18 protein-coding genes and 2 tRNA genes are annotated in these 21,978 nt (G+C 41.7%); 6 read left to right on the top strand and 14 right to left on the bottom strand.

All coding sequences use genetic code 11. The features are described 5' to 3' along the window. The first annotated feature begins 114 nt into the window (after positions 1–114). Positions 115–870: a Ycf66 family protein gene (locus GSQ19_RS18000; protein ID WP_011319297.1), complete on the top strand. Its 756-nt coding sequence runs from the start codon at positions 115–117 to the stop codon at positions 868–870. A gap of 225 nt (positions 871–1,095) precedes the next feature. Further along, positions 1,096–1,965 carry a DUF5895 domain-containing protein gene (locus GSQ19_RS17995; RefSeq protein ID WP_011319296.1) on the top strand — a complete coding sequence of 290 codons (870 nt, stop codon included), beginning with the start codon at positions 1,096–1,098 and terminating at the stop codon, positions 1,963–1,965. A 105-nt stretch (positions 1,966–2,070) separates the two neighbouring features. Here GSQ19_RS17995 and GSQ19_RS17990 read toward each other — a convergent pair. The 8 genes from GSQ19_RS17990 to miaA all read right to left on the bottom strand — a co-directional run bounded on the left by GSQ19_RS17990 (position 2,071) and on the right by miaA (position 11,839). Continuing rightward, positions 2,071–2,142: transfer RNA gene (locus GSQ19_RS17990), tRNA-Lys, on the bottom strand. Between the two features lie 44 nt (positions 2,143–2,186). Next, positions 2,187–4,442, bottom strand: a complete 2,256-nt coding sequence (locus GSQ19_RS17985) for a sensor histidine kinase (RefSeq protein ID WP_011319295.1) — start codon at positions 4,440–4,442, stop codon at positions 2,187–2,189. A gap of 410 nt (positions 4,443–4,852) precedes the next feature. Beyond that, entirely contained in the window at positions 4,853–5,419 is a 567-nt protein-coding gene (locus GSQ19_RS17980) for a hypothetical protein (protein WP_011319294.1), read from the bottom strand. Between the two features lie 38 nt (positions 5,420–5,457). After that, on the bottom strand, positions 5,458–6,720 hold the full coding sequence (locus GSQ19_RS17975; protein ID WP_011319293.1) for a glycoside hydrolase family 10-like protein: 1,263 nt from the start codon (positions 6,718–6,720) through the stop codon (positions 5,458–5,460). A gap of 271 nt (positions 6,721–6,991) precedes the next feature. Continuing rightward, positions 6,992–7,654, bottom strand: coding sequence for a hypothetical protein (locus GSQ19_RS17970; protein WP_011319292.1), 663 nt, complete (start codon positions 7,652–7,654; stop codon positions 6,992–6,994). Positions 7,655–7,808: 154 nt separating this feature from the next. Next, positions 7,809–9,287 (bottom strand): glycolate oxidase subunit GlcD, encoded by a 1,479-nt coding sequence (glcD, locus tag GSQ19_RS17965; RefSeq protein WP_011319291.1) that lies wholly within the window; start codon positions 9,285–9,287, stop codon positions 7,809–7,811. 241 nt (positions 9,288–9,528) lie between these two features. Beyond that, on the bottom strand, positions 9,529–10,830 hold the full coding sequence (locus GSQ19_RS17960; RefSeq protein WP_011319290.1) for a WG repeat-containing protein: 1,302 nt from the start codon (positions 10,828–10,830) through the stop codon (positions 9,529–9,531). 124 nt (positions 10,831–10,954) lie between these two features. Further along, positions 10,955–11,839 carry a tRNA (adenosine(37)-N6)-dimethylallyltransferase MiaA gene (gene miaA / locus GSQ19_RS17955; protein WP_011319289.1) on the bottom strand — a complete coding sequence of 295 codons (885 nt, stop codon included), beginning with the start codon at positions 11,837–11,839 and terminating at the stop codon, positions 10,955–10,957. Between the two features lie 376 nt (positions 11,840–12,215). On the opposite strand from miaA, the gene gyrB reads away from it, so the two are divergent. Next, a complete protein-coding gene (gene gyrB, locus GSQ19_RS17950; RefSeq protein ID WP_011319288.1) occupies positions 12,216–14,153 on the top strand; it encodes a DNA topoisomerase (ATP-hydrolyzing) subunit B in 1,938 nt (645 codons plus the stop codon). 299 nt (positions 14,154–14,452) lie between these two features. Here gyrB and GSQ19_RS17945 read toward each other — a convergent pair whose 3' ends face one another. The 6 genes from GSQ19_RS17945 to GSQ19_RS17920 all read right to left on the bottom strand — a co-directional run bounded on the left by GSQ19_RS17945 (position 14,453) and on the right by GSQ19_RS17920 (position 17,470). Further along, on the bottom strand, positions 14,453–14,776 hold the full coding sequence (locus GSQ19_RS17945) for a hypothetical protein (protein WP_011319287.1): 324 nt from the start codon (positions 14,774–14,776) through the stop codon (positions 14,453–14,455). A gap of 360 nt (positions 14,777–15,136) precedes the next feature. Next, positions 15,137–15,343: a hypothetical protein gene (locus GSQ19_RS29780; protein ID WP_185478811.1), complete on the bottom strand. Its 207-nt coding sequence runs from the start codon at positions 15,341–15,343 to the stop codon at positions 15,137–15,139. A gap of 102 nt (positions 15,344–15,445) precedes the next feature. After that, positions 15,446–15,517, bottom strand: a tRNA-Asn gene (locus tag GSQ19_RS17935). Positions 15,518–15,670: 153 nt separating this feature from the next. Then, positions 15,671–16,219 (bottom strand): NYN domain-containing protein, encoded by a 549-nt coding sequence (locus tag GSQ19_RS17930; protein ID WP_011319286.1) that lies wholly within the window; start codon positions 16,217–16,219, stop codon positions 15,671–15,673. 286 nt (positions 16,220–16,505) lie between these two features. Continuing rightward, complete coding sequence (locus tag GSQ19_RS17925) at positions 16,506–17,183, bottom strand: ABC transporter ATP-binding protein (protein WP_011319285.1); 678 nt, start codon at positions 17,181–17,183, stop codon at positions 16,506–16,508. Positions 17,184–17,197: 14 nt separating this feature from the next. Then, positions 17,198–17,470: a UPF0367 protein family gene (locus tag GSQ19_RS17920; RefSeq protein WP_010998680.1), complete on the bottom strand. Its 273-nt coding sequence runs from the start codon at positions 17,468–17,470 to the stop codon at positions 17,198–17,200. Positions 17,471–17,870: 400 nt separating this feature from the next. On the opposite strand from GSQ19_RS17920, the gene psbD reads away from it, so the two are divergent. The 3 genes from psbD to GSQ19_RS17905 all read left to right on the top strand — a co-directional run bounded on the left by psbD (position 17,871) and on the right by GSQ19_RS17905 (position 21,907). Then, on the top strand, positions 17,871–18,926 hold the full coding sequence (gene psbD / locus GSQ19_RS17915) for a photosystem II D2 protein (photosystem q(a) protein) (protein WP_011318085.1): 1,056 nt from the start codon (positions 17,871–17,873) through the stop codon (positions 18,924–18,926). Between the two features lie 608 nt (positions 18,927–19,534). After that, complete coding sequence (locus GSQ19_RS17910) at positions 19,535–19,816, top strand: 4a-hydroxytetrahydrobiopterin dehydratase (protein WP_011319284.1); 282 nt, start codon at positions 19,535–19,537, stop codon at positions 19,814–19,816. Positions 19,817–20,182: 366 nt separating this feature from the next. Beyond that, on the top strand, positions 20,183–21,907 hold the full coding sequence (locus GSQ19_RS17905) for an iron uptake porin (protein ID WP_011319283.1): 1,725 nt from the start codon (positions 20,183–20,185) through the stop codon (positions 21,905–21,907). The last annotated feature ends 71 nt before the right edge of the window (positions 21,908–21,978 follow it).

The following is a 21,978-nucleotide window of genomic DNA, read 5'->3' as shown; positions in this document are numbered from 1 at the left end:
TGCTGAGTAATAGGGCATGAGAGAAGAAAGTGTGACATATTTTCAGTCCCTAATACCCCATTCCCAATCCCCAGTCCCCAATACCCAATCCCTAGTAAAAGGAGTAACCAAAAAATGCTGGCAAATATCCTAGCCTTGGTGGTTGGCCTTGGTAGTTTAGCAATCTACATTGCAGCTTTCTTTTTTCCGGAAATCCACCGTAAAAATGATTTTATTTGGAGTGGAGTAGGGCTTTTTTATGCCCTAGTTTTGTGGATTTTCGCACCAAAAATTTCTGGAGGTCTCTTACTGGGTCATGTGGCTAGTGTGGCACTCCTAGTTTGGTTTGGCTGGCAAACTCTTTCATTGCGTCGCCAGGTGACTCCCCTAGCACAACAAACCACCGTACCAAGTCCTGAGGTGATACAGTCAACTATCCAAGAACAAGCTGCTAAGTTTTCTCTTCAGGAAAAAGTTGCCCAGTTACAACAAGATATTGGTAGCACTTTTAGTGGTTTGAAAAATAAAGTACAACAGACGGGTAATCAAAAAGTTACAACTGCTCCAGTACAAACTACAACAAAACCATCTGTTGAAATTGTTGATAAAACGGAAAAATCTACTGAGGAGACCGTTACCACTACAGAGACTTCATCACCAACAACTACTACAGAACCACCAGCAGCAGTATTGTCTACTGATACTGACTCCACCACAGAAATTGTCCCAGAAGTGATTCCACCCAATCCCCCAGCCCCTGAATTGGTGGAAGCCGCTCAACCACATCCTGAGTCTGAGGACAAGGAACCAATTCCCGTGGAAGAAATTGCCCCTGATGCGGTACTCGCTCCCCCCGCAGAAGCACCACCGGAGTCACTACCGCCGACTTAATAAAAAATTAAGGGTTGAGGCGGTTTTTGGGAACATCAGGTGTTAACTGGGGAAAATACGGTAAATGCGGGGATGAAGTTGTTGTTAAAAAACAAAACAGGGATTGCAACATAGATTGATTCTGTCTTAATCTGGAAAAGCAATAGGTTGGTTTCTTTAACTGCCTTCATATGCCGGTATTGTGCCGACGAATTTCCCCAGAAAAACACCCCGCAGCCTAAAACGATGAAAGCATCTGCTAAGTTCGACTTTGAGGACGAAAAATTTAATGCACCCCCTTCTCAAGTCATCCCTTGGTGTCAGATGATTAATCCTCGGTATGGCACAGATGGTATGCAGCATCACGGTTTAGCGATTAAGCTGGATAATGCTCAAGCTGTGGGTTTTCAGCCAGATGAAAATTGGGAAAAGGTGGAACATGAGTTTAGTTCCGGTATCGAAACAGTTTTCATTAGTGCGACTCCCCGAATAGTGATAGTGCGGCGGGGGCCTTTGTCTGTTAAAGACAGAGAGACTGGGATCAAATTGGGAACTTTGAAGGAAAATTATGATGCGTTTTTGGCAGATAAACTCAAATTTAAAACCTTTACACGTTATCTAATTTTCTTGGTTGGTGAAAATAAAAAGTTTCTGCATGAATCACCACTGCAATTAACCTTAAATGGTGCAGCCGGGGCAAGTTTTAGCAAGACTTATTGTGAATTTCAACAAGGCAAAGTAGTTAGTGGCTTTGTGGCGGAGATAGAAAGAGCTTATGCTTTATACCGCAAGCAGCCAATAACGCCGAAGGGGCCTTTGTTCCATGCTCACGGTATTTTCTGCCCGATTATTGAGTGTGAAGAAAGAGGAATTGAACCAAATACAGTTTTGGTGGCTTCGACCGTAGATTATGAGCATCCATCAATTGCTAATCTGACTAATTACCTGATAGCTTCCGACGCGCCCGAATCGGCAATTATTTGTAAAACATTTGAAGATTACAAAGATTTTGGGAAGGAACCTGTCAGAACAGAAACTCCGAAAATGGCGATGGCTGGGGTTTCTAGTTCCTATATTTATCCTGATGAAGATGATTTTGGCTATCCACCCTATTAAAGAATTAGAAACACCCTACAGAATAACGCTGGGGGTTATGAAGTACTAAAGTAACTTGTCAGCCTGAAGACTTAATTTATTGTTTGAGGGTGGCCTTGGAATAAGTGGGTGACGAGGGATTTGAACCCGCAACCAATAGATTAAGAGTCTACTGCTCTACCGTTGAGCTAGTCACCCACACCAATCACTATATTAACAAAATTCTGTAGTTCTGCCAAGATTTAGCTGAGTGAGGCGGGAAATCTGATCATAAAAGTAGTTTGACCATGACTACTCTCGACAGAAATGGAGCCGCCTAAATGCCTGACCATTTTCTGGACTAATGCCATTTCCAAGCCAGTACCACTATATTTCCAAGGATCGTTGTTAGAAATATGATAGAACGGCTCGAAGATGCGCGATCGCACATGAGTAGGAATTTCTAAGCCAGAATTGCTAATACTTAGTTGCACAGTATTATCTGTGAGTTGGGCGGAAACTGTAATTGATTCGCCAGCCGGAGTATATTTGCAGGTATGACTGAGTAGTTCGGTAAGAATCCGCTCTAGTTCGGTAATATCTGTTTCTAAACGCGGTAAGCCTGGCTCAATTATCAGGTGTAATCGCTGTTGCTGACAACTGGTGAGGTCACGGAAGGATTCAACGATGGGGGGAAGCCAGGTTTGGAAGTCGATGGAAATGAGTGTAGGCGGTTCTGGTTTGGTTTGTAGATAGGTAAGTGTCAGCAAGTCGTTAATTAATTTGCTTTCTCTGCCACACTCATTATGTAGAATCTGTAAAAGCTGGGGGATGATTTCATCTAAGGTAATTGAGGGTGAGAGGACAGTTTCGAGGGTTTGCGCTGCTAGGCTAATACTAGTTATTGGTGTCCGCAGTTCTTGAGAAAGTTTTCTGAGAAATTTGTTGGTCAGGTTTTCTCGTTGTTCTAATTTTTTCAGTCGTGCTTGGTTAGTTGCGTCTAACTTGGCCTGGCGAATGGCGATCGCACATAGATTTGCTAAAGTTTGTACTAGGCAAATTTCTGATTGAGTCAGCATTTGTTGTATGGGTCGAATCAGCCACAGATTACCCAGCATCCCTTGAGCATCGAAAATGGGACAAGCCAGTTGGGTAATAACCAGTAATTGAGGATGCCAACCAGGGACAATTTCTATGGTTTGAAAATGCTGTTTTTGCAATAGTGGTTCATAGATTTCGCTAAAGTCTGCAATTTGTCTAGTGAGTCCCTGGTATGTGGGCTGGTTAGCTGCATATTCATGAACTACACTAGCTACGGTGCAGTCAGTGCTATAAAGTTCGATGTAGCAAGATTCTAGTTGGAATAAATTGGCTAATTCTTGAGTGACTGTTGCTAAAACTTGCGTTTCCTCGCCGTAATCACGGGTTTTTTCTGTAATATTTAAAACTAGTGCTTGAAATTTGTCTGTCTGTTTTACCTGGGCTTGCTGCTCATGTTTGTGTGTTGTTAGCTTGGCTTGCAGTTGTTTTAGTTGCTGTTGTAGTTTCGCATTTTGAATGCCTATACCCAACTGGGTGGCTAGTTGCTTGAGTAAGTCAATTTCTATTTGCTGCCATTGGTGTGGTTCATAGCAGTATTGAGCAATTAACAGCCCCCATAAGTCTGGTTTTAAGGCTATTGGCATGACTATATTCGCCCTCACCTGCATGGAGGCGAGGAAATCCCTCTGGCAAGGTTTCACTCCTGCTGCATATATATCTTCAATAATTTCTAGACAACATCGCCCCTGAGATTCCTTATTTTTACCTTGAAAGCAAGGATCACGGAAGTGTTTTCCCAAGAGGGAAATATCAGGCAATACAGTTGATTCTGCAACAATCGCCCCATTATTGTCTGATTTGATTTGATAAATCAGAATGCGATCGCATTTTAAACACTGTCGTAAATCTTTGGCAGTTTGATAAAGGATTGTTTCTAAATCCAAAGATTCCTGAATCCTTTGGGCAATTGCGGCTAAAATCTGCGCGCCTTCCGCTTGAATTTCCCTGGCTTGTGCTGTTTGTTTTGCCGCAGTGATATTGCTACTAGTGCCAATCAATCGATAAATTTTGGAGTTAGTATCTCGTAGTGGCGTAAGCGTTGTACTCCACCAAGTGCTTACTCCCTGAAACTGTAAGCATTGTTCATAGGAAATCGTTTTGCCAAAGCGTACACAGTCAGCATAGTGCTGACGCACTTTAGCCGCATCAACAGCTGTTAAAATATCTTCTGGTTTTTTGCCCCGCAAATCTTCTGACCTAATCCCTACCCATCTTTCATGGGTGGGATTGAGTGCTACATACTGAAAATCTCCATCTTGTAGAACATCCACCACAAATATAGATGTCTGCACAGAATCATACATACTCAGTAATAATTGTTCGCCACTGCTGTGTTCATCTACCTCTGTCCCAAAAAGAATATGCGGATGCGACTGCTGCTTCAACTTGATGGCTGAATCTACTGGGTTGATATTCATGCGAGAGTCCCTGTCTGGTTTTACTGGCTCGTGTAGGCGCGTTCTCTCGGAATTTCATGGTAGAAAATGCTTTTTAGCGCCTAAAGTGAAATTTAGTTCGACTTTGCTTGTGATATTTTGCCCTATCTTTATTTCTTACCAGAAATCTAGAAAAGTGGATAGCAATAAGAACAAAAAATCCTGCTTGGTGAAGGTGAAAACGCATTTGCAGGTTAATGTAATTTTATTGAAATTTATTATTAAGATTTAATTAAGATTGTTGCATAAGCTTAATACAATTCAAACAGTAAATTAATTAACGTTATATATTTTAATAAAGTCATGCTCGCTTAACTTAAATAGGACTTACGCGCCCAGATTTTCTGTTGAGACAGGGTGTAAGGGTGTGAGGGTGTGAGGGTGTAAGAGTTTTAAACCCCTACACCCCTATCCAACTTATAGGCGTTAATACCTGTGAGGATGGCTACTACAAGCCAAGTCATAGCTAATCCGGCGACTTCACCTAAAAACAAGTGAGTGAGGCGGCAGAGGATAAACCCTATAGTAGTACCTATGGGGATAGCGATCGCCCAACTAAAAGAATTAACTAATATCCATTGCCAAGTCCATAAGATTGGCTGACGAATTGCCAAACATTGGGCTATTCCCAAAGCCAGACCGCCAACAACACCGATTTTTGCCCCATACAGGAGGCGTAGAGGGAGAATTTCCCCAGAGGGTACAACCCAACCAATTGCGCCGACACCGATAGCTGTAATTAATACCCAAGCAACCAAGGTGAAACAAACCCACTTGAATATAGAGATATTTTCTCGCAGAATTAAACTTTGAGGTAAGGCGATCGCTAATCCACCAATAGCAGCTTGTACAAGGCCAATCTCTGACTGTTCCCCCACTTCCACCCAAAACAAACTACCCAAAAACCCACCAAAAGTAGCTATAGTCCACAGCAAGATAAATTTTAACGGTGTTTTCATGGGGATAATTGGGGATTAGGGACAAGGAAAGAGCCGTTTTACCCTTCACCCTGCCTTTTGCTTTCCCTCACTGGTGCTAATGGCCTAGCGGCTTTAGCAGTAAACATTTGTTGAAATATTTGACGGCGGTATGGGGGTGATTCTGGGGTGATGTAACCCCACAGACTTTCCCAGTAAAAGAAAGAGATACCAAAAAAAGAGCGATCGCGTACAGCTTGTACTTGTTCTCTAATTTGCTCAATCTTAACAGGACTTCGCAAAGTTCCTGTGGATATGCCAATCGCTACGGGAATTTGAGTACGCGCAAGCTTGACAGCAGGCTGTTCTAATTCGTACACAAAGCTACTTTTATCATTGCGATACACCTGCAAAATCAATTCATCCACTAAACCTGTTTTTATCCAACTTGCCCAATCTTGCAAATAATACCTGTAAGCAAAAGCTTGCGAATTAGGAGAAAGAGATACCTTAACATTGGGTTTAATCTCTTTCACTACTTGAGAAACTTGTGTCATGAAACGAGTGATCTTGTTAGCACGCCACTTCATCCACTCCCCATCAAAATGATTGCGAGGGGGGCTTTTACCTTGATGTTCTTTTTGATAAAGTTCAGTTGTATATGGATCATAGCCAAACTGTACTGGCATTCCAAAATGATCATCAATTTGAATGCCATCAATATGATAATTAGTAACAACTTCTGTAATTAGCGATAGGATAAACTGCTGTACCTCTGGGTGTAAAGGATTGAGCCAAACTAACTTATTTGTAGGGTCGGTGTCGCTTTCTTCTGGTAACATTTCACTAATAGATACGACTCCACCTTGACCGTTTGTTAACCACTCAGGATGTCGTTTTGCTATCACTGAATCGGGCGGTGCCATAAAACCATATTCAAACCAGGGAATAACGCTTAAATTTTTCGGTTTAGCAAGTGCAACTATCTTTGCTAAAACATCCTGTCCCCCGTGGACAAAATTCAGCAGCGGTTGAGTATCAGCACCCGTAACAGATTTAGCTGTACCACTTTTATAAAAGGTATAGCCCCTGTTCCAAACTACAGGATAAATTGTATTAAAGTTTAGTGCAGATAGTTGGTCAATAGCACGATTAATACCCCAGGGTACAAAAAGTACACCGCTAGCAACATTAGTCAGCCAAACTCCACGAATTTCTGTTGTAGTCGGTAGATTGCTTTTTTGTTCATAATTAGAAAATGAAGGGATAGATAATCCTGTTAAATACAATATTAATTGTATAAACAGTAAGTACGAAAAAAACAATTTTGCCAACCGAGTCATGAGAAAGTCTAACTTCGCCGGGAAGAGGGGATAAGAATTACGGAATAAGTTAGTATACCCTCAAACTCTTGATGAATAACGTCATCTATATATCAATAATTCAAACTATAGCAATCCTAAATCATTCGTGAACCAAAATATATCCGACTTCTTAAAGAAGTCGGATATCTGATCCTCTTGATTTTCACAAATCAAATAGGAATGCTGTATATTAATTAGTGATCAGCTTGCTTGATTGCCAAAAATTCCATAGATTACAAAGAAAATGGTGTTAAATATCATTTTTTAATAAATTTGGTAAAAATAGAATAGTTATAGAACCATAAATGATTCCTGTAGATACACTAATTAATAAAGGTGCAATCAGAAATGCGTAAACTAAAACTCCTAAACCACCACCACTTAACCCTCCGCCAATTGAAATTGTGAGAAAAAACAGAAATACACCGACTAAAACGCTAGCTAAAATGCTGAGAATATGGATAAGTAACCATTGGGAAATTTTTTTGATAGACCACTGCATGACTATTCCTTGAGCAAGTCCGATGAGAAATAGGATTAGAGATAGCTTAAAAACTAACATCTGAGGCGTTAAAGTACCATCTAAATTAGTCCATAGACTGGTGACTTGACCACCTAGAGAAAATGCAATAGTTGTTGCCAGAATCCATTTAATAGTAAGCCGACGAATATTTGTAGATAATTCCTGATGCTTTAATAACTTTGCTAAAGCTATACCTTGACAGAAGCCTAGAATTAATCCTGCGATCGCACTAGACAAAAAGTTTATCAGTCCTTTGCTAGCACCCACAAGAGGGAGATTATAGATAGCAACACTAGAAAAAAGGGCAGAAATTAATCCAGCAACTAGGCCTATAGTAGTTCCTAGTATCCAAAAAAAGTAAAGCTTATCTTTCTTCCAATCAAAGTACATAGATAAATATGGCGGCTCAATAGAGTCAGTATATTATAAATATTGTTTAATTGTATTGTTTTACACATGAAATCTTATTTTTTCAAGTTCTTTAAAAAAATAAGGGCTTTAGCCCTTACTACAAATAAATATTTTTGTTGTTAATTGATGAGTATTAAAATCTTTCTACTCCTTCAAAATGTTGATTTTTAATAGCATTTGCAGCTTCGCCACAAGTGCGCGGTGTGGGGAATATCTTTCCAGGATTAGCCAAACCTTGGGGATTAAATACTTGTCTGATCCACTGCATTGTTTCTAAATCAACATCACTAAACATATCAGGCATATAACATTTTTTATCTGCCCCAATACCATGTTCTCCAGAAATACTACCCCCGACTCTCACACAAAGTTTGAGAATTTCTCCTCCCAATTCTTCGACTTTCTCTAATGCACCAGAAATGGAATTATCAAATAGAATCAATGGATGCAGATTACCATCACCAGCATGAAAAACATTGGCAATTGGATACCCAAATTTTTGACTCAATGCCTCAATTTCCTGCAATACATAAGGTAACTGAGTCCGAGGAATGACACCATCCTGCACATAATAATCTGGGCTTAAATGACCAGCCGCAGCAAAAGCCGCCTTACGCCCTTTCCATAATTTCAATCTAGTTTCTGGGTCACTAGCAGAAGTCACACTACGCGCCCCATTTTGTTGACAAATGTCAGTCACCCGTTGTTTATTCACGGCAACTTCGACATCTAAACCATCAATTTCTACTAACAAAATCGCTGTGGCATCACGCGGATAACAATTAGTGGCGACAACATCTTCCACTGCATTAATACTAACGTTATCCATCATTTCCATCCCACCAGGAATTATCCCCGCGCTGATGATATCAGAAACAGTCGCCCCAGCCGCTTCCACACTGGTAAAGTCTGCTAATAATACACAGATTGATTCTGCACTTTTGAGAATCCGCAAAGTAATTTCTGTAGCAATCCCTAAAGTACCTTCCGAACCGACAAATATACCAGTTAAGTCATAACCAGGGGCTTCAGGAATTTGTCCACCTAAATCAACTATTTCCCCTTCAGGTGTGACGATTTTCAAACCCAAAACGTGGTTTGTTGTGACACCATATTTTAGACAATGTACCCCGCCAGAGTTTTCCGCAACGTTACCCCCAATTGAACAGATAATTTGACTAGAAGGGTCTGGCGCATAATAAAATCCCGCACCACTAACAGTTTGTGTCACCCAACTGTTAATTACTCCTGGTTGTACAACTATGCGCTGATTATCTAAATCAACATTCAGAATTTGCCGCATTAAAGAAGTAACAATTAAAACTGAATCTTCCGATGGTAAAGCACCACCAGATAAACCAGTACCAGAACCCCGCGCAATGAAGGGTACAGCATACTGGTTACAGATTTTAACTACCGCCGCCACTTGTTCTGTCGTTCTAGGTAACACCGCCACAGCCGGACGTTGGCGATAGCTAGTTAAACCATCACACTCATAAGTGATAAGTTCCTCACGGCGTTGGACTACGCCATTTGTACCCAGGACAGCCTCGAATGCTTTGATAATGGGTTTCCAGTTACGTTGTTTCTGATCTTGGTCTTGGGTAAGCATAGATTTTTATTTAACAGACTGGTGGAGGAGTTTAATTACTATTGTTGCAAGAATAGCAGTTTCAGGGGGTGAAGAGGCGATCGCACTGATTCTAAGTAAGCAGTTTAATCGGTTGAGAAAAGGTGAACATATTTTTGTTATTTATATTGTTACTTTTTTAACTAGGCGCAAAATAGCACAAATACTTTGAAATAGCTGTTTATTCCCATATAGTCACATCTTTTATTAAAGTAACTCTGGGTTACTTCATTTGATTTTGAAATAGCATACCAATAATTTTAATAAAGTTTCCCATTTTATTGATATGGTACTTTTGTTTTCCAATTTCAACCATTGCTCTCCCGTTACGGAAGTCGTGAGCATAATCAAACTGAGCTTGGATGACTAGCGTTCCATTTTTATCTATGTATCCATATTTATCTCCAATCTGGACTACTGCTAGCCCTTCAGAAAAACTCCAAGCTTCATGAAATTGTGCCTCTATCACTACCCGTCCACTCAAGTCGATATACCCATATTTCTTATTATCAAACTGGACACACGCCAACTCTTCGGCAAAATTATGAGCTTCATTAAACTGGGGTTGAATAATAACCTGTCCAGACTGGTCAATATAACCATATTTGTCTGCAATCTGAATTGGTTTTAATAACAATAGTAATAACTGAGATTGGTTTGAAACTTTTAATTTTGGTGAGTTGGCAGATGTTTGTAAACTAAACTGAGTCTGTTTTAAGGCTTCCAATACCGCACTTGCATCTGTGTATCGCAGCTTGGAATGATAACGCACCATTTTAGTCAAAATATCTGCCAGTATGTTGCTTACTTGAGCTTTTTCTCGCCATATAACTTCTAATTTATCAGGATCTATGTGTAGTTCTTGTGGTGGCAAACCAGTTAACGCTTGAATTGCAGTCATTCCTACCGCATAAATATCACTACATAATTTAGGATGACCATGAAATTGCTCACTTGGCATATAACCACGAGTACCAATTGGAACTGTACTGCTGATTTTTCCTTGAGCATTTACGCCTAAAGCACTTATTTCTTTGACAATTCCAAAGTCAATGAGGACAATTTTATTATCTGAATACCGCCGCATCAAATTTAATGGTTTGATATCACGGTGGATCACATTATTTTGATGAACAAAATCTAGCACCTCTAGAATTTCTTGCAAAAGTTGAATTACATCAGCCTCACTCCACGGTTTACCTTGTTCCATTTCGTAACTCAAATCATGTCCATCAATATATTCTTGAACAAGATAAAATTCTCTATTTTCCTCAAAGAAATCATACAGTTCAGGAATTTGGTTATGTTCCTTACCCAACCTGAATAATATAGCTGCTTCCCTCTTAAACCTTTCTTCTGTATCTAAGTCTGGAGTCTGGGGTCTAGTAAGTCGCTTGACAACACATTTGTACTGTGGGCTGACTGGTAGATCCTGCGGGTATTCAGCCAAATAAGTTTCGCCAAACCCACCTGAGCCTAATTGTTTGATAATTTTATAACGCCGCCGCAGTATGTATCCAATCATGATGCTGTTCTACAGTCCTCTATTTGTAGATTTTGGCACAGCTTACTCAGTTTTTGTAGGTAAATAACTAAGAGGGTCTTTGGATTTGTAACTGTATCATTTAGAGGCATTTGATCAAATTTCTCTACTGTTGTATGCGCTGCCAAACAATATCTAATAAATCAGCATCATCTGCATTAAACCACTCAATTTGGGGATAGGCTCTAAACCAGGTGCGTTGGCGTTTGGCAAATTGTCTTGTATGCAGTACGATTAATTCTTTGGCTGCTTCTAAGGAAATTTCTCCAGCTAAATATTGCTTAATTTCTTGATATCCTAAAGTATTTAACAAGGGTAAATCAGCACCATATTTTTGGCACAGATATTCAACTTCTCCAACTAAGCCATCTGCTATCATTTGTTCAGTGCGTTTGTGAATGCGCTCACTCAATCTTTCCATTTCACAATCTAATCCAATTTGTAAAATAGGGTAATCTGGGGGATTTTCTCCTTGCTGTGCCGATATGGGAATGCCAGTAACGTAAAATACTTCTACTGCCCGTAAAGTCCGTACAGGATCATGGGGATGAATCTTTTGAGCCGCAACGGGATCAACTTGTTGTAATATGCCGTAGAGTGTAGTTTGACCTAAAGATTCGAGTTGCGATCGCAATTCATAATTCGGCGCAACCCTGGGGATCTTCATCCCCTGCACAATAGAACGTATATATAAACCAGTACCTCCCACTAACAATAACGGCGAAACTGGCAGAGAATTAATTAGTGCTTGTGCCTGTTCTTGATAATCTGCAACTGTCATCGTTTCTCTGGGAGTGCAGATATCTATTAGATAATGAGGAACGGCTTTTTGTTCTGCCAGCGTTGGCTTCGCTGTACCAATATCAAATTCACGATACACTTGACGAGAATCAGCACTCAAAATCACAGAACCCAACCGCATGGCTAAGTTCAAAGCCAAACCAGATTTACCCGTCGCCGTAGCTCCACAAATTACGATTAATTTAGTCATTGGTCAGTTATCAGTTGTCAATAGTTTTCCCCTACTCCCCTGCTTCCCATCAACGCTTTTGTGCTAAAATTCTTAAGCATTTTGCTCTTTTTAGATTTTGAGCGATTTAACAGACGATAGGTGAAATTTTGTTCGGAGACTAAACACTACAAAGTCTTAATCTCTTCTACTCAAAACTTGTTGAGTATGTTATAAATCGGTGAAATTTGCAATAGTAAGGCGATTAATTCAAAAAACTTATGGGGTTACATCCCCTATATAAACTTCTCACAAAAATGCCCTACAGTCGCCTTTAAGGCTTTTGTGTTAGAATTTTGGAGTGATTTGACTTTTTAGCCTTTGGGCGATTTCAACCCCACGCATCAGGAGAATATTCATGACGAGCAGTTACAGTGCCGATCAGATTCAAGTTCTGGAAGGTCTGGAAGCCGTCCGTAAACGACCGGGGATGTACATCGGTTCTACCGGGCCGCGAGGACTCCACCATCTAGTTTATGAGGTGGTAGACAACTCTATTGACGAAGCATTGGCAGGTTACTGCACTCATATAGAGGTGGATATCAATGCTGATGGTTCCGTGACTGTTACAGATGATGGTCGCGGTATTCCTACGGATACTCACTCGCGGACGGGAAAATCAGCTTTAGAAACAGTGATGACGGTACTGCACGCTGGGGGTAAGTTTGGCGGTGGTGGTTACAAAGTTTCTGGAGGCTTGCACGGGGTTGGTATTTCCGTAGTTAATGCCTTGTCAGAAGTTGTTGAAGTTACAGTCTGGCGAGATAAAAAAGTTCATATTCAACGTTATGAACGTGGTATCCCTGTTACTGAACTCATAGCAAAGCCCTATAAGGAAGCAAGAACAGGAACATCTGTCAGTTTCAAACCAGATAGTCAAATCTTTACTAATAGTATTGAATTTGATTACATCACCCTCTCAAGTCGCCTGCGCGAGTTAGCGTATCTGAATGCAGGAGTGAAAATCACTTTCACCGACAATCGTTTGGAACTACTAAAAAGTGATACACCTAAAGTAGAAAGCTACGAATATAAAGGTGGTATCAAAGAGTACATTGCTTACATGAACCGTGATAAGCAACCACTACATGAAGAAATCATCTATGTGCAGGGAGAGCGTAACAACGTACAAATAGAAGTTTCCTTGCAGTGGTGTACTGATGCTTACACAGACAATGTACTGGGTTTCGCCAATAATATCCGCACCATAGATGGCGGTACACACTTAGAAGGTTTAAAGGCGGTTCTAACTCGGACACTCAACACGATCGCCCGCAAGCGCAATAAAATTAAAGAAAATGAAGCAAACCTCAGTGGTGAACACGTCCGCGAAGGTTTAACAGCAGTAATTTCCGTCAAAGTCCCAGACCCAGAATTTGAAGGACAAACCAAAACCAAACTAGGTAACACCGAAGTCCGAGGTATTGTTGACTCTTTAGTAGGCGAAGTCCTCACCGAGTACTTAGAATTTCACCCTGGTATCGCTGACGCAATTCTAGATAAAGCCATCCAAGCTTTCAAAGCCGCAGAAGCAGCACGTCACGCACGGGAGTTAGTCCGACGTAAATCAGTACTAGAATCTTCTCCATTACCCGGTAAATTAGCAGATTGTAGTTCCCGCGACCCCAGCGAATCTGAGATTTACATTGTGGAAGGTGACTCAGCCGGTGGTAGCGCCAAACAAGGACGCGATCGCCGCACCCAAGCTATCCTCCCTCTACGTGGTAAAATCCTTAACATCGAAAAAACAGACGATTCCAAAATCTATAAAAATAATGAAATTCAGGCGTTAATTACTGCCCTGGGTTTAGGTGTCAAAGGTGAAGAATTCGACTCCACCCAACTACGCTATCACCGCATCATCATCATGACCGATGCTGACGTAGATGGAGCGCACATTCGCACATTAATATTGACCTTCTTTTATAGATACCAACGAGCGCTCATCGAACAAGGTTTCATTTATATTGCTTGTCCCCCATTATATAAAGTAGAACGGGGACGCAATTATGAGTATTGCTATAGCGAGCGTGATCTACAACAAGCGATCGCCAAATTTCCCGCAAATGCCAACTACACCATCCAACGATTCAAAGGTTTGGGTGAAATGATGCCAGAACAACTCTGGACAACCACCATGAACCCAGAAACCCGTACCCTCAAGCGAGTCGAAATTGAAGATGCCGCAGAAGCCGATCGCATCTTTACAATTTTAATGGGCGATCGGGTTGCACCTAGACGCGAATTTATTGAAACCTACGGTTCTAAGCTTAACCTCACAGATTTAGATATCTAATTGGTAAAAGTTTGAATATTTGATATAACAATGGGTAATTGATATTGAACAATTACCCATTGTTTTTACAAGACAAAATTCACACAACACTCTCGATAGAAAGCCGCACCCATCAAAAATTAACTTACTTCTTATAGTTAGGTTCTATCTTACTGACGCACCGCACATTTTGAATATTTTTGGTCTGGAAGTAACTTAAAATATTTCTACAGAAGTTAGACAAAGTTCAGAACAAAACTTGGACAGTGTCGCTAATGATCTCCAATTCCCACAATAACTTCTCATATAACCAACTAAAGTCATTTATTTGTTTTAGGACTATTATAATTACTTGGTAAGGGTTGGGGCTTTTCCAAGGGAAATAATTGTTCTTGAATTGATAACTGATGGGGAATCTTGAGAACGGCTTCTTGAGTCTGTCGATTTGTTGTGAGTAAACGGTAGATTTCTCTATCAAACAGATCCCTTCCCTGTTTAAAGAAGTTTGGTTCTCTAGGAATTAAACCACCAGTAATCTGAGAATTTTCGTTAGCTACTGCTGGTGTACTTAACAGCAAAACTGCTAGAGAAATTTTTATAGGTGTAGCTAAACCGGAAAATATTTTCTGCACAATATTTTTCATATTATTCCCCTGTTATAGCTGTAGCCAGATAGATTAGGACATCAAGCTAAGATAAAACCCTGACAATAAAAGGCTTTCAAGTCTGTCAACAGTCAACAACTATGACAGGTTAATATCCGGTTGACGTTGAAGGGTCATTTCCATTCAAAGAGCCTCTTTGATTGCTCGAAGTTGTCGCTTTTTGGACTAATTGTTGTTGTACAAAACTATTATACCAAGTTCAGTTAATCACCAACGATCGCCCTACAGACTTAATTTAGTTGTTTGACAATTCTCCGAGCGCCGCGCTGAATATTTATCCTGCTCCATATGATTGTAAATCAGTGCTGAAATCCTAATTAACAATCGTGGTGATTCTGTCTAGGGAACTACCTGTACCTGAATACCAAAGTTATCAAACAATTCGTCGTGTATGGACAAAAAATCTCGCCCTTCTAAAAAATCGCAGTGGTTTTCGTTCCAATTGCGATCGCCAAAGGCGGGGCTTAGCCCACTGCAATCTCTGTCCTGTGCCGCCAATAATGTCTCAGGACAGGTACCATAAGAGCCATGATTCAGGAGAACCACAGATTAATCCAGTGACCAAAATTGCAGAAACACATTGAGTAGCTTATCGAAGCTTTACTTCTCTCGCTTCATTTTCTACCATTTGCTTTCTCTATTGTTAAACTCCCCAGACTGGATTCGAACCAGTGACCAATCGATTAACAGTCGATCGCTCTACCGCTGAGCTACTGAGGAACGTTGCTCTCACGATTTATAATAGTAGCGTAGTCGATAGGATATGGCAAGTACTTTTGCAAAAAAAATTTTCCAGTAGCTTTATTGTCTAGATTATTCCAGCCAAAACCTTCTCTAGAATGACACTAGAGGCTTTTAGATGGTAATATTTACTTAAATCCCCATTCGTAGTTCAGCTAGCTTTTGACGCGCTTGAGGATCAATGGTGCTGGCGAGAAACCTGCTTTTAGATTGTTTACGAGATTGATACTTTTGCCGCATCCTACACACTGTAGTTTCTACTTCGCCGCACAGTTGATATGCTGATAACCATTCAGCCCCGTATCCCTGTACTGTCAACTGTTGTGCGCGGTCTGATGTAGCAACAATTACACGAGAAATGCGAGCTTGCGAAACTTCAGGGCGCAAAGAAGCACAAATTTTTTCAATATAAGTATCTGCTGTTTGCCCAAAATCTGTGTAATAAACTGAAACTAGCTCTGTAATAATTTCTTTGTTACTACAAGTATTTTGATAGTGAGCATCAAAAACTATTTGAGTGTCATAACCCTGATACGAGCTGTAACTTGTCATTGCTTCCACAAGTTGCCCGCGAGCAGCCTCTAGTCCATTTTTATCACGGGTTTTTTTCAAACAAGGCCAAGCGCCAATTATATTGTAGCCGTCTACTAATAAAACGGCTGGGATTGGGGAACGGGGCATGGTTTTCGATCACAATTTTCTAGAGTTAACAAGATCCATTCATAACTTTTATAGTAATTGAAGCATCGCCTGTAACACTATGTTACAAATAGTTGGAAATTATGATTTGTTTGCAAAGTTGAGGTGAAAAAAGCCCCAAATAATAACAAACGCGCCATTAATGGCGCGTTGCAGTTGTCAAAAATTACTGATTAATTCAGGCTGGTCAGTTGTCAGTTGCCAGTAGTGATTGGTCATGAGGTATGGGCGAGGCATTCATCCTTTCCCCCATTCCCCATTCTCCAATTCAAGAAGCTTCTTGGTGTACTTCCATAAGGCGTTGTTTGAGGCGTTGGGGTTCACCTTGATCTACTAAACAACCTTTCTCCAGTAAGAAAGCACCATCACAGTAATTCAATTCATCCAAGCGGTGTGTTACCCACAAAGCTGTGATACCCCTACTTTTCACTAGGCGGCGGACACTGGCCACTAAGTCCAGTTGACTATCTGGGTCAAGTAAGGCTGTAGGTTCATCTAATAATAAGACTTCACAGCGACGAGCGATCGCTCCAGCAATAGCCACACGCTGCTTTTGTCCCCCACTCAGGGCGTAAATTGGGCGTAGCTGTAAAGCACTCAAATTCACTGCCCCCAGTGCCTCTTCTACTCTCGCTCTGACAGCCGATGTTGGCAGTTTTTCTTCCACCAAACCAAAAGCCACATCAGCACCAACAGTTGGCATCACCAATTGATGATCAGGGTTTTGGAAGACAAAACCCACAGGATGTAAAACCCCAATTTCACCAGATTTAGGAGCCAAAAGCCCTGCTAGGAGACGGAGTAAGGTAGATTTGCCACTGCCATTAGTACCCAAAAGCATCCAAAATTCTCCTTGGGGTACTTCCAAAGAGCAAGATTGAATTGCTGTCTCACCGTTCGGCCAACTGAAATTTAAATCTTTAACGACAATGCCCATGTCCGCCATGTTGATACCTTGGGTTACTCACCCGCTAGGGCAAAAAATCCAGGCGCTCTACCACTACTTGTAGTGACACCATCTTTCTGAGTAATCTGGACTCCAGAAATTTCACTAGCGCGGACAGCAATTTTTTTCTCTGTCTTGCCCTCACACTTCAGTTCCACAATATCAGGATTACCAGAGCGGATCGCTGCCAAAATCAGCTGATAAACAGCCTCAGCGTCCTCTGCTGTCTTACGTTGCACTGTTATTGGGAAGGCAGTGTTCTTGATGCTTAAATCAATGGTAAACATTTAGCAGGAATTACATATAACTGTAGGACTCATTTTAGCGTTATGAGATTGGAGATTGGGGAATGATGAGTGCTGAGTCATGAGTGCTGCGCTCCTGCGAAGAACCTGTAGGGTGTGCTGAAGCGGGGTAGGGGGCGTGTAGCGGGTGCTAAGGATTCCCCTGTGCTTGTCTGCTTCCGCCTAGTCCCCAATCACTCATCCTCAACCCTTTCTGTATCCAAAGATTAAATTATTCCCAAAATTTACTGGAAAAATTAGCGGTTTGCACATAGAATTATTAGAGACGGTAAAAATTTGTAAACTAGATTGACAATCTGGTTAACTTTCTGTTTGTAAGATGTAATACAATTTTCATCTACAGGCAAACCCGAACTTATAAAAACATTGGAGATTTCTTGTAATGACCATCGCAGTAGGAAGGGCCCCCAGTAGAGGGTGGTTTGACGTACTAGACGACTGGTTAAAGCGCGATCGCTTCGTATTCGTAGGTTGGTCAGGGATATTATTATTTCCTTGCGCCTTCCTAGCACTAGGCGGTTGGCTAACCGGTACAACATTTGTCACATCGTGGTACACCCACGGACTAGCATCATCCTACCTGGAAGGAGCAAACTTCCTGACAGTAGCAGTATCAAGCCCAGCAGACAGCATGGGACACTCCCTGTTGTTGTTGTGGGGACCAGAAGCCCAAGGGGACTTTACCCGTTGGTGTCAGCTAGGGGGGTTATGGCCATTCGTAGCCCTACACGGAGCCTTCGGTTTGATCGGATTCATGCTACGTCAATTTGAAATTGCGCGCCTAGTAGGAATCAGACCCTACAACGCACTAGCATTTTCAGCACCCATAGCGGTATTCGTCAGCGTATTCCTGATGTACCCATTGGGACAATCATCTTGGTTCTTTGCACCAAGCTTTGGAGTAGCAGCAATCTTCAGATTCTTGTTATTCCTCCAAGGGTTCCACAACTGGACACTAAACCCCTTCCACATGATGGGAGTAGCAGGTGTACTAGGTGGAGCGCTACTGTGTGCCATCCACGGTGCAACAGTAGAAAACACCCTATTTGAAGACGGCGAAGGCGCAAACACCTTCCGCGCCTTCAACCCCACCCAATCAGAAGAAACCTATTCAATGGTGACAGCGAACCGATTCTGGTCACAGATATTCGGGATTGCTTTCTCCAACAAACGCTGGTTGCACTTCTTCATGTTGTTCGTACCCGTCACTGGGTTGTGGATGAGTGCGGTAGGCATCGTTGGTTTAGCATTGAACCTGCGGGCTTATGACTTCGTTTCCCAAGAATTACGGGCAGCAGAAGACCCAGAATTTGAAACCTTCTATACCAAGAACATTTTGCTGAACGAGGGTATCCGCGCTTGGATGGCTCCTCAAGATCAGCCTCACGAAAAATTTGTATTCCCCGAAGAAGTATTACCTCGCGGTAATGCTCTCTAAGCATGATTTAAGATTCATCGCTTGCCATTGTGTTCAAACCTCCGCTTTTTGGCGGGGGTTTTTCTTTTTGTGGTCGATTGTCAATTGACTATGGACTAATCTCTAAACTTGTATGTTATATTGAGCAAAGGTGAAAACCCAGAGATAAATTCTCTGCCTTTTTGAGACTAAGACCGTTTAGGCAACAAGGAGGTGATGCCCATGATAGAAAGTAGTAAAAGCATGGGTCATCAGGTTGCAGTTAGCCGGCTGCGCGCCGGGGCTGTTCTCTAAAAGTTAGCCTTAGTCTTTTCGAGACTAAGTTAGCTCCAAAAGCTAGGCTAAAGCTCGGAGTTCCTTCCGGCAGTCTGGTTGCAACCTGAAGACCCGCTAGACCGCTCTGACTTAGATTATCCAATCTAAATCAGAGCGGATAGTTTTTTATGGGTACGTTTTAAGATATTGATGGTTGCATAGGAAAAATCAGCAGATAACTACGTTAAATTTTTGTAAGGGAATGACCATATCCCGTGCTTCTTGTCTCCTTGCGGAAAGAGAAATTGGCAAGATCAAAAAATGACAAGGGTGACAGAGCCATACACATCTTTTAAATATAGGAGATTTTGCCAATGGCGCAATTACTAGGCGATGCAGAAATTCAGTCACAAGCTAGCAAACTATCTGGGTGGACGTTAGAGGGTTCTAAGTTGCAGACTACCCGCAAGTTCAAAGATTTTATTGAGGCGATCGCATTTGTCAATAAGTTGGTAGAACCTGCGGAGTCAGCTGGACATCATCCAGATATAGAAATCTCCTACAACAAAGTCAAAGTTACACTAACAACCCATGATGCAGGTGGTTTGACACAAAAAGACTTTGATGTAGCAGCAACGATCTCCCAAATCAACTAATCATTTTTTGGTATTGCTTGGAAGCTACATACATCAATGTATGACTTTCGGTACACAGGGAGTTGTACATTAGATACTCCCTTTTGTAATCTAACTACGAATCAGTGTGACAGTTAATGAGGCGATCCCTCCTATCTTGCCATACAGTCGAAATGCTCTATAATAATCAGCTATATGGGTACGTTTTTGCATGAGTTAATTGCGTTAATTTTTAATACTAAGTTAATCAATCATCAACTTGGCAAAAACTAAAATTGTAATAGTGGCAACTATGCCTCATCAAAAGATTTCAATAAGATGTCGCATTTTTGAGAGTAGCTGCAACAAGAACAATTATCTATACAAGGTGTGAGGAGAAAAGTAAAAATGTCTAATCTATTGTGGAAATCCCTAGTGGTTAGCCCTGCTGTTTTAGGCGCAACACTATTAGTGTCGTCAGCAGCGATCGCAGCTACAAATGCAACTACAGAATTATCAGTAACCGAAACAGTAGTACCTACTGAACTAGCTCAACAACCAGAAATTGTGGCTCAAGCAGCCCCAACAACTGAAGATACAAAGGTTATCGACCAAGTTAACCGCTACAGCAGCGAAGGTAAAGGTAACGCTCAAAGCCAAGTCACCTCGGTTTCTCAGTTCTCTGACGTACAGCCAACCGATTGGGCATTCCAAGCATTACAGTCTTTGGTTGAGCGCTACGGTTGTATTGCTGGTTATCCCAACGGTACCTATCGTGGAAACCGTGCTTTAACCCGCTATGAATTTGCGGCTGGTTTAAACGCTTGTTTGGATCGTGTCAATGAACTGATTGCTACAGCAACAGCAGACCTAGTAACCAAGCAAGATTTAGCTACCTTACAACGCTTACAAGAAGAATTTTCTGCGGAATTGGCAACCCTGCGCGGTCGTGTAGATGCTCTAGAAGCACGGACTGCGGAATTGGAAGCTAACCAGTTCTCTACAACTACAAAACTAGTCGGTGAAGCTATCTTCGCCGTTACCGATGCTTTCGGTGAAAACACTGGCGACGCTAACAACACTGTTTTCCAAAACAGAGTTCGTCTAGGCTTGCAAACCAGCTTCACAGGTAGAGACGTTTTAACCACCCGTTTAGCGGCTGGTAATGCAACTGGCTTTGATTTTAGAGATAACAATAACAATTTTATTGATGCTGGTGGTCAAGGACTACAAACTTTCCAAGTTGGTAGTACTGGCAACAATAGTGTAGAAATAGACCGATTGACCTATGAAGCACCCGTTGGCCCAGCTCAAGTTTACCTTGCCGCTAGTGGTGGACGACACAGCCATTATGCAGCCGTAAACAACCCTTATTTCTTTGACAAGACTGATGGCGGTAACGGCGCTTTATCTACATTTTCCTCGGAAAATCCCATCTACCGCATTGGTGGTGGTGCAGGTATCGCCTTCAACGTGCCTTTTGGTCAAGGTGGTAGCATCTTAAGACCTAGCTCCTTTACCGTAGGTTATTTGGCTTCGGATGCTAATAACCCTGGCCCTAATACTGGTCTATTCAACGGCGATTACGCTGCTTTAGGTCAGTTGAACTTTAGTGTAGGCGATCGCTTGGCGTTAGCTGCTACTTATGTTCATGGTTATAGTGGTGCCGGTGGCGTACTGTTCAACTCTGGAGATACTGGTGCTATCGTAGGTACTTCACTAGCCAACAATAATAGTTTCCTGAATGCTTCTTCCAGCAACTCCTACGGTTTGTCTGCGGCATTCAGACCTAGCGATAAACTATCAGTTAGCGGCTTTGTATCTTACAGCGATGTCACAGGCTTCGGTGCCAACGATGACAGAGAAGTTTGGAGCTACGGTATCGGTGTAGCATTACCTGACTTTGGTAAGAGAGGTAACGTCCTGGGTATCTTCGCAGGCGCTCAACCTTACGCACGCGGTGTCCAAGCTGGTGCTAACGAAGTTCCTTACCAAGTTGAAGGTTTCTACAAATATCGCGTATCTGACAACATCTCCATCACCCCTGGTGTAATCTGGTTGACTAACCCTGGTCAGAACAGCAATGCAGATGATGCGATCATCGGTACTCTGAGAACAACCTTCACTTTCTAAGCTATTAAAAACTTCTAGAAAGTTGAATATAATTGAAACCCCGCTCAGTAGCGGGGTTTTTTGCTGTCTTT

The organism is Trichormus variabilis 0441, assembly GCF_009856605.1.
GTDB lineage: Bacteria > Cyanobacteriota > Cyanobacteriia > Cyanobacteriales > Nostocaceae > Trichormus > Trichormus variabilis.
This window is presented reverse-complemented; position numbering and strand designations above follow the sequence as displayed.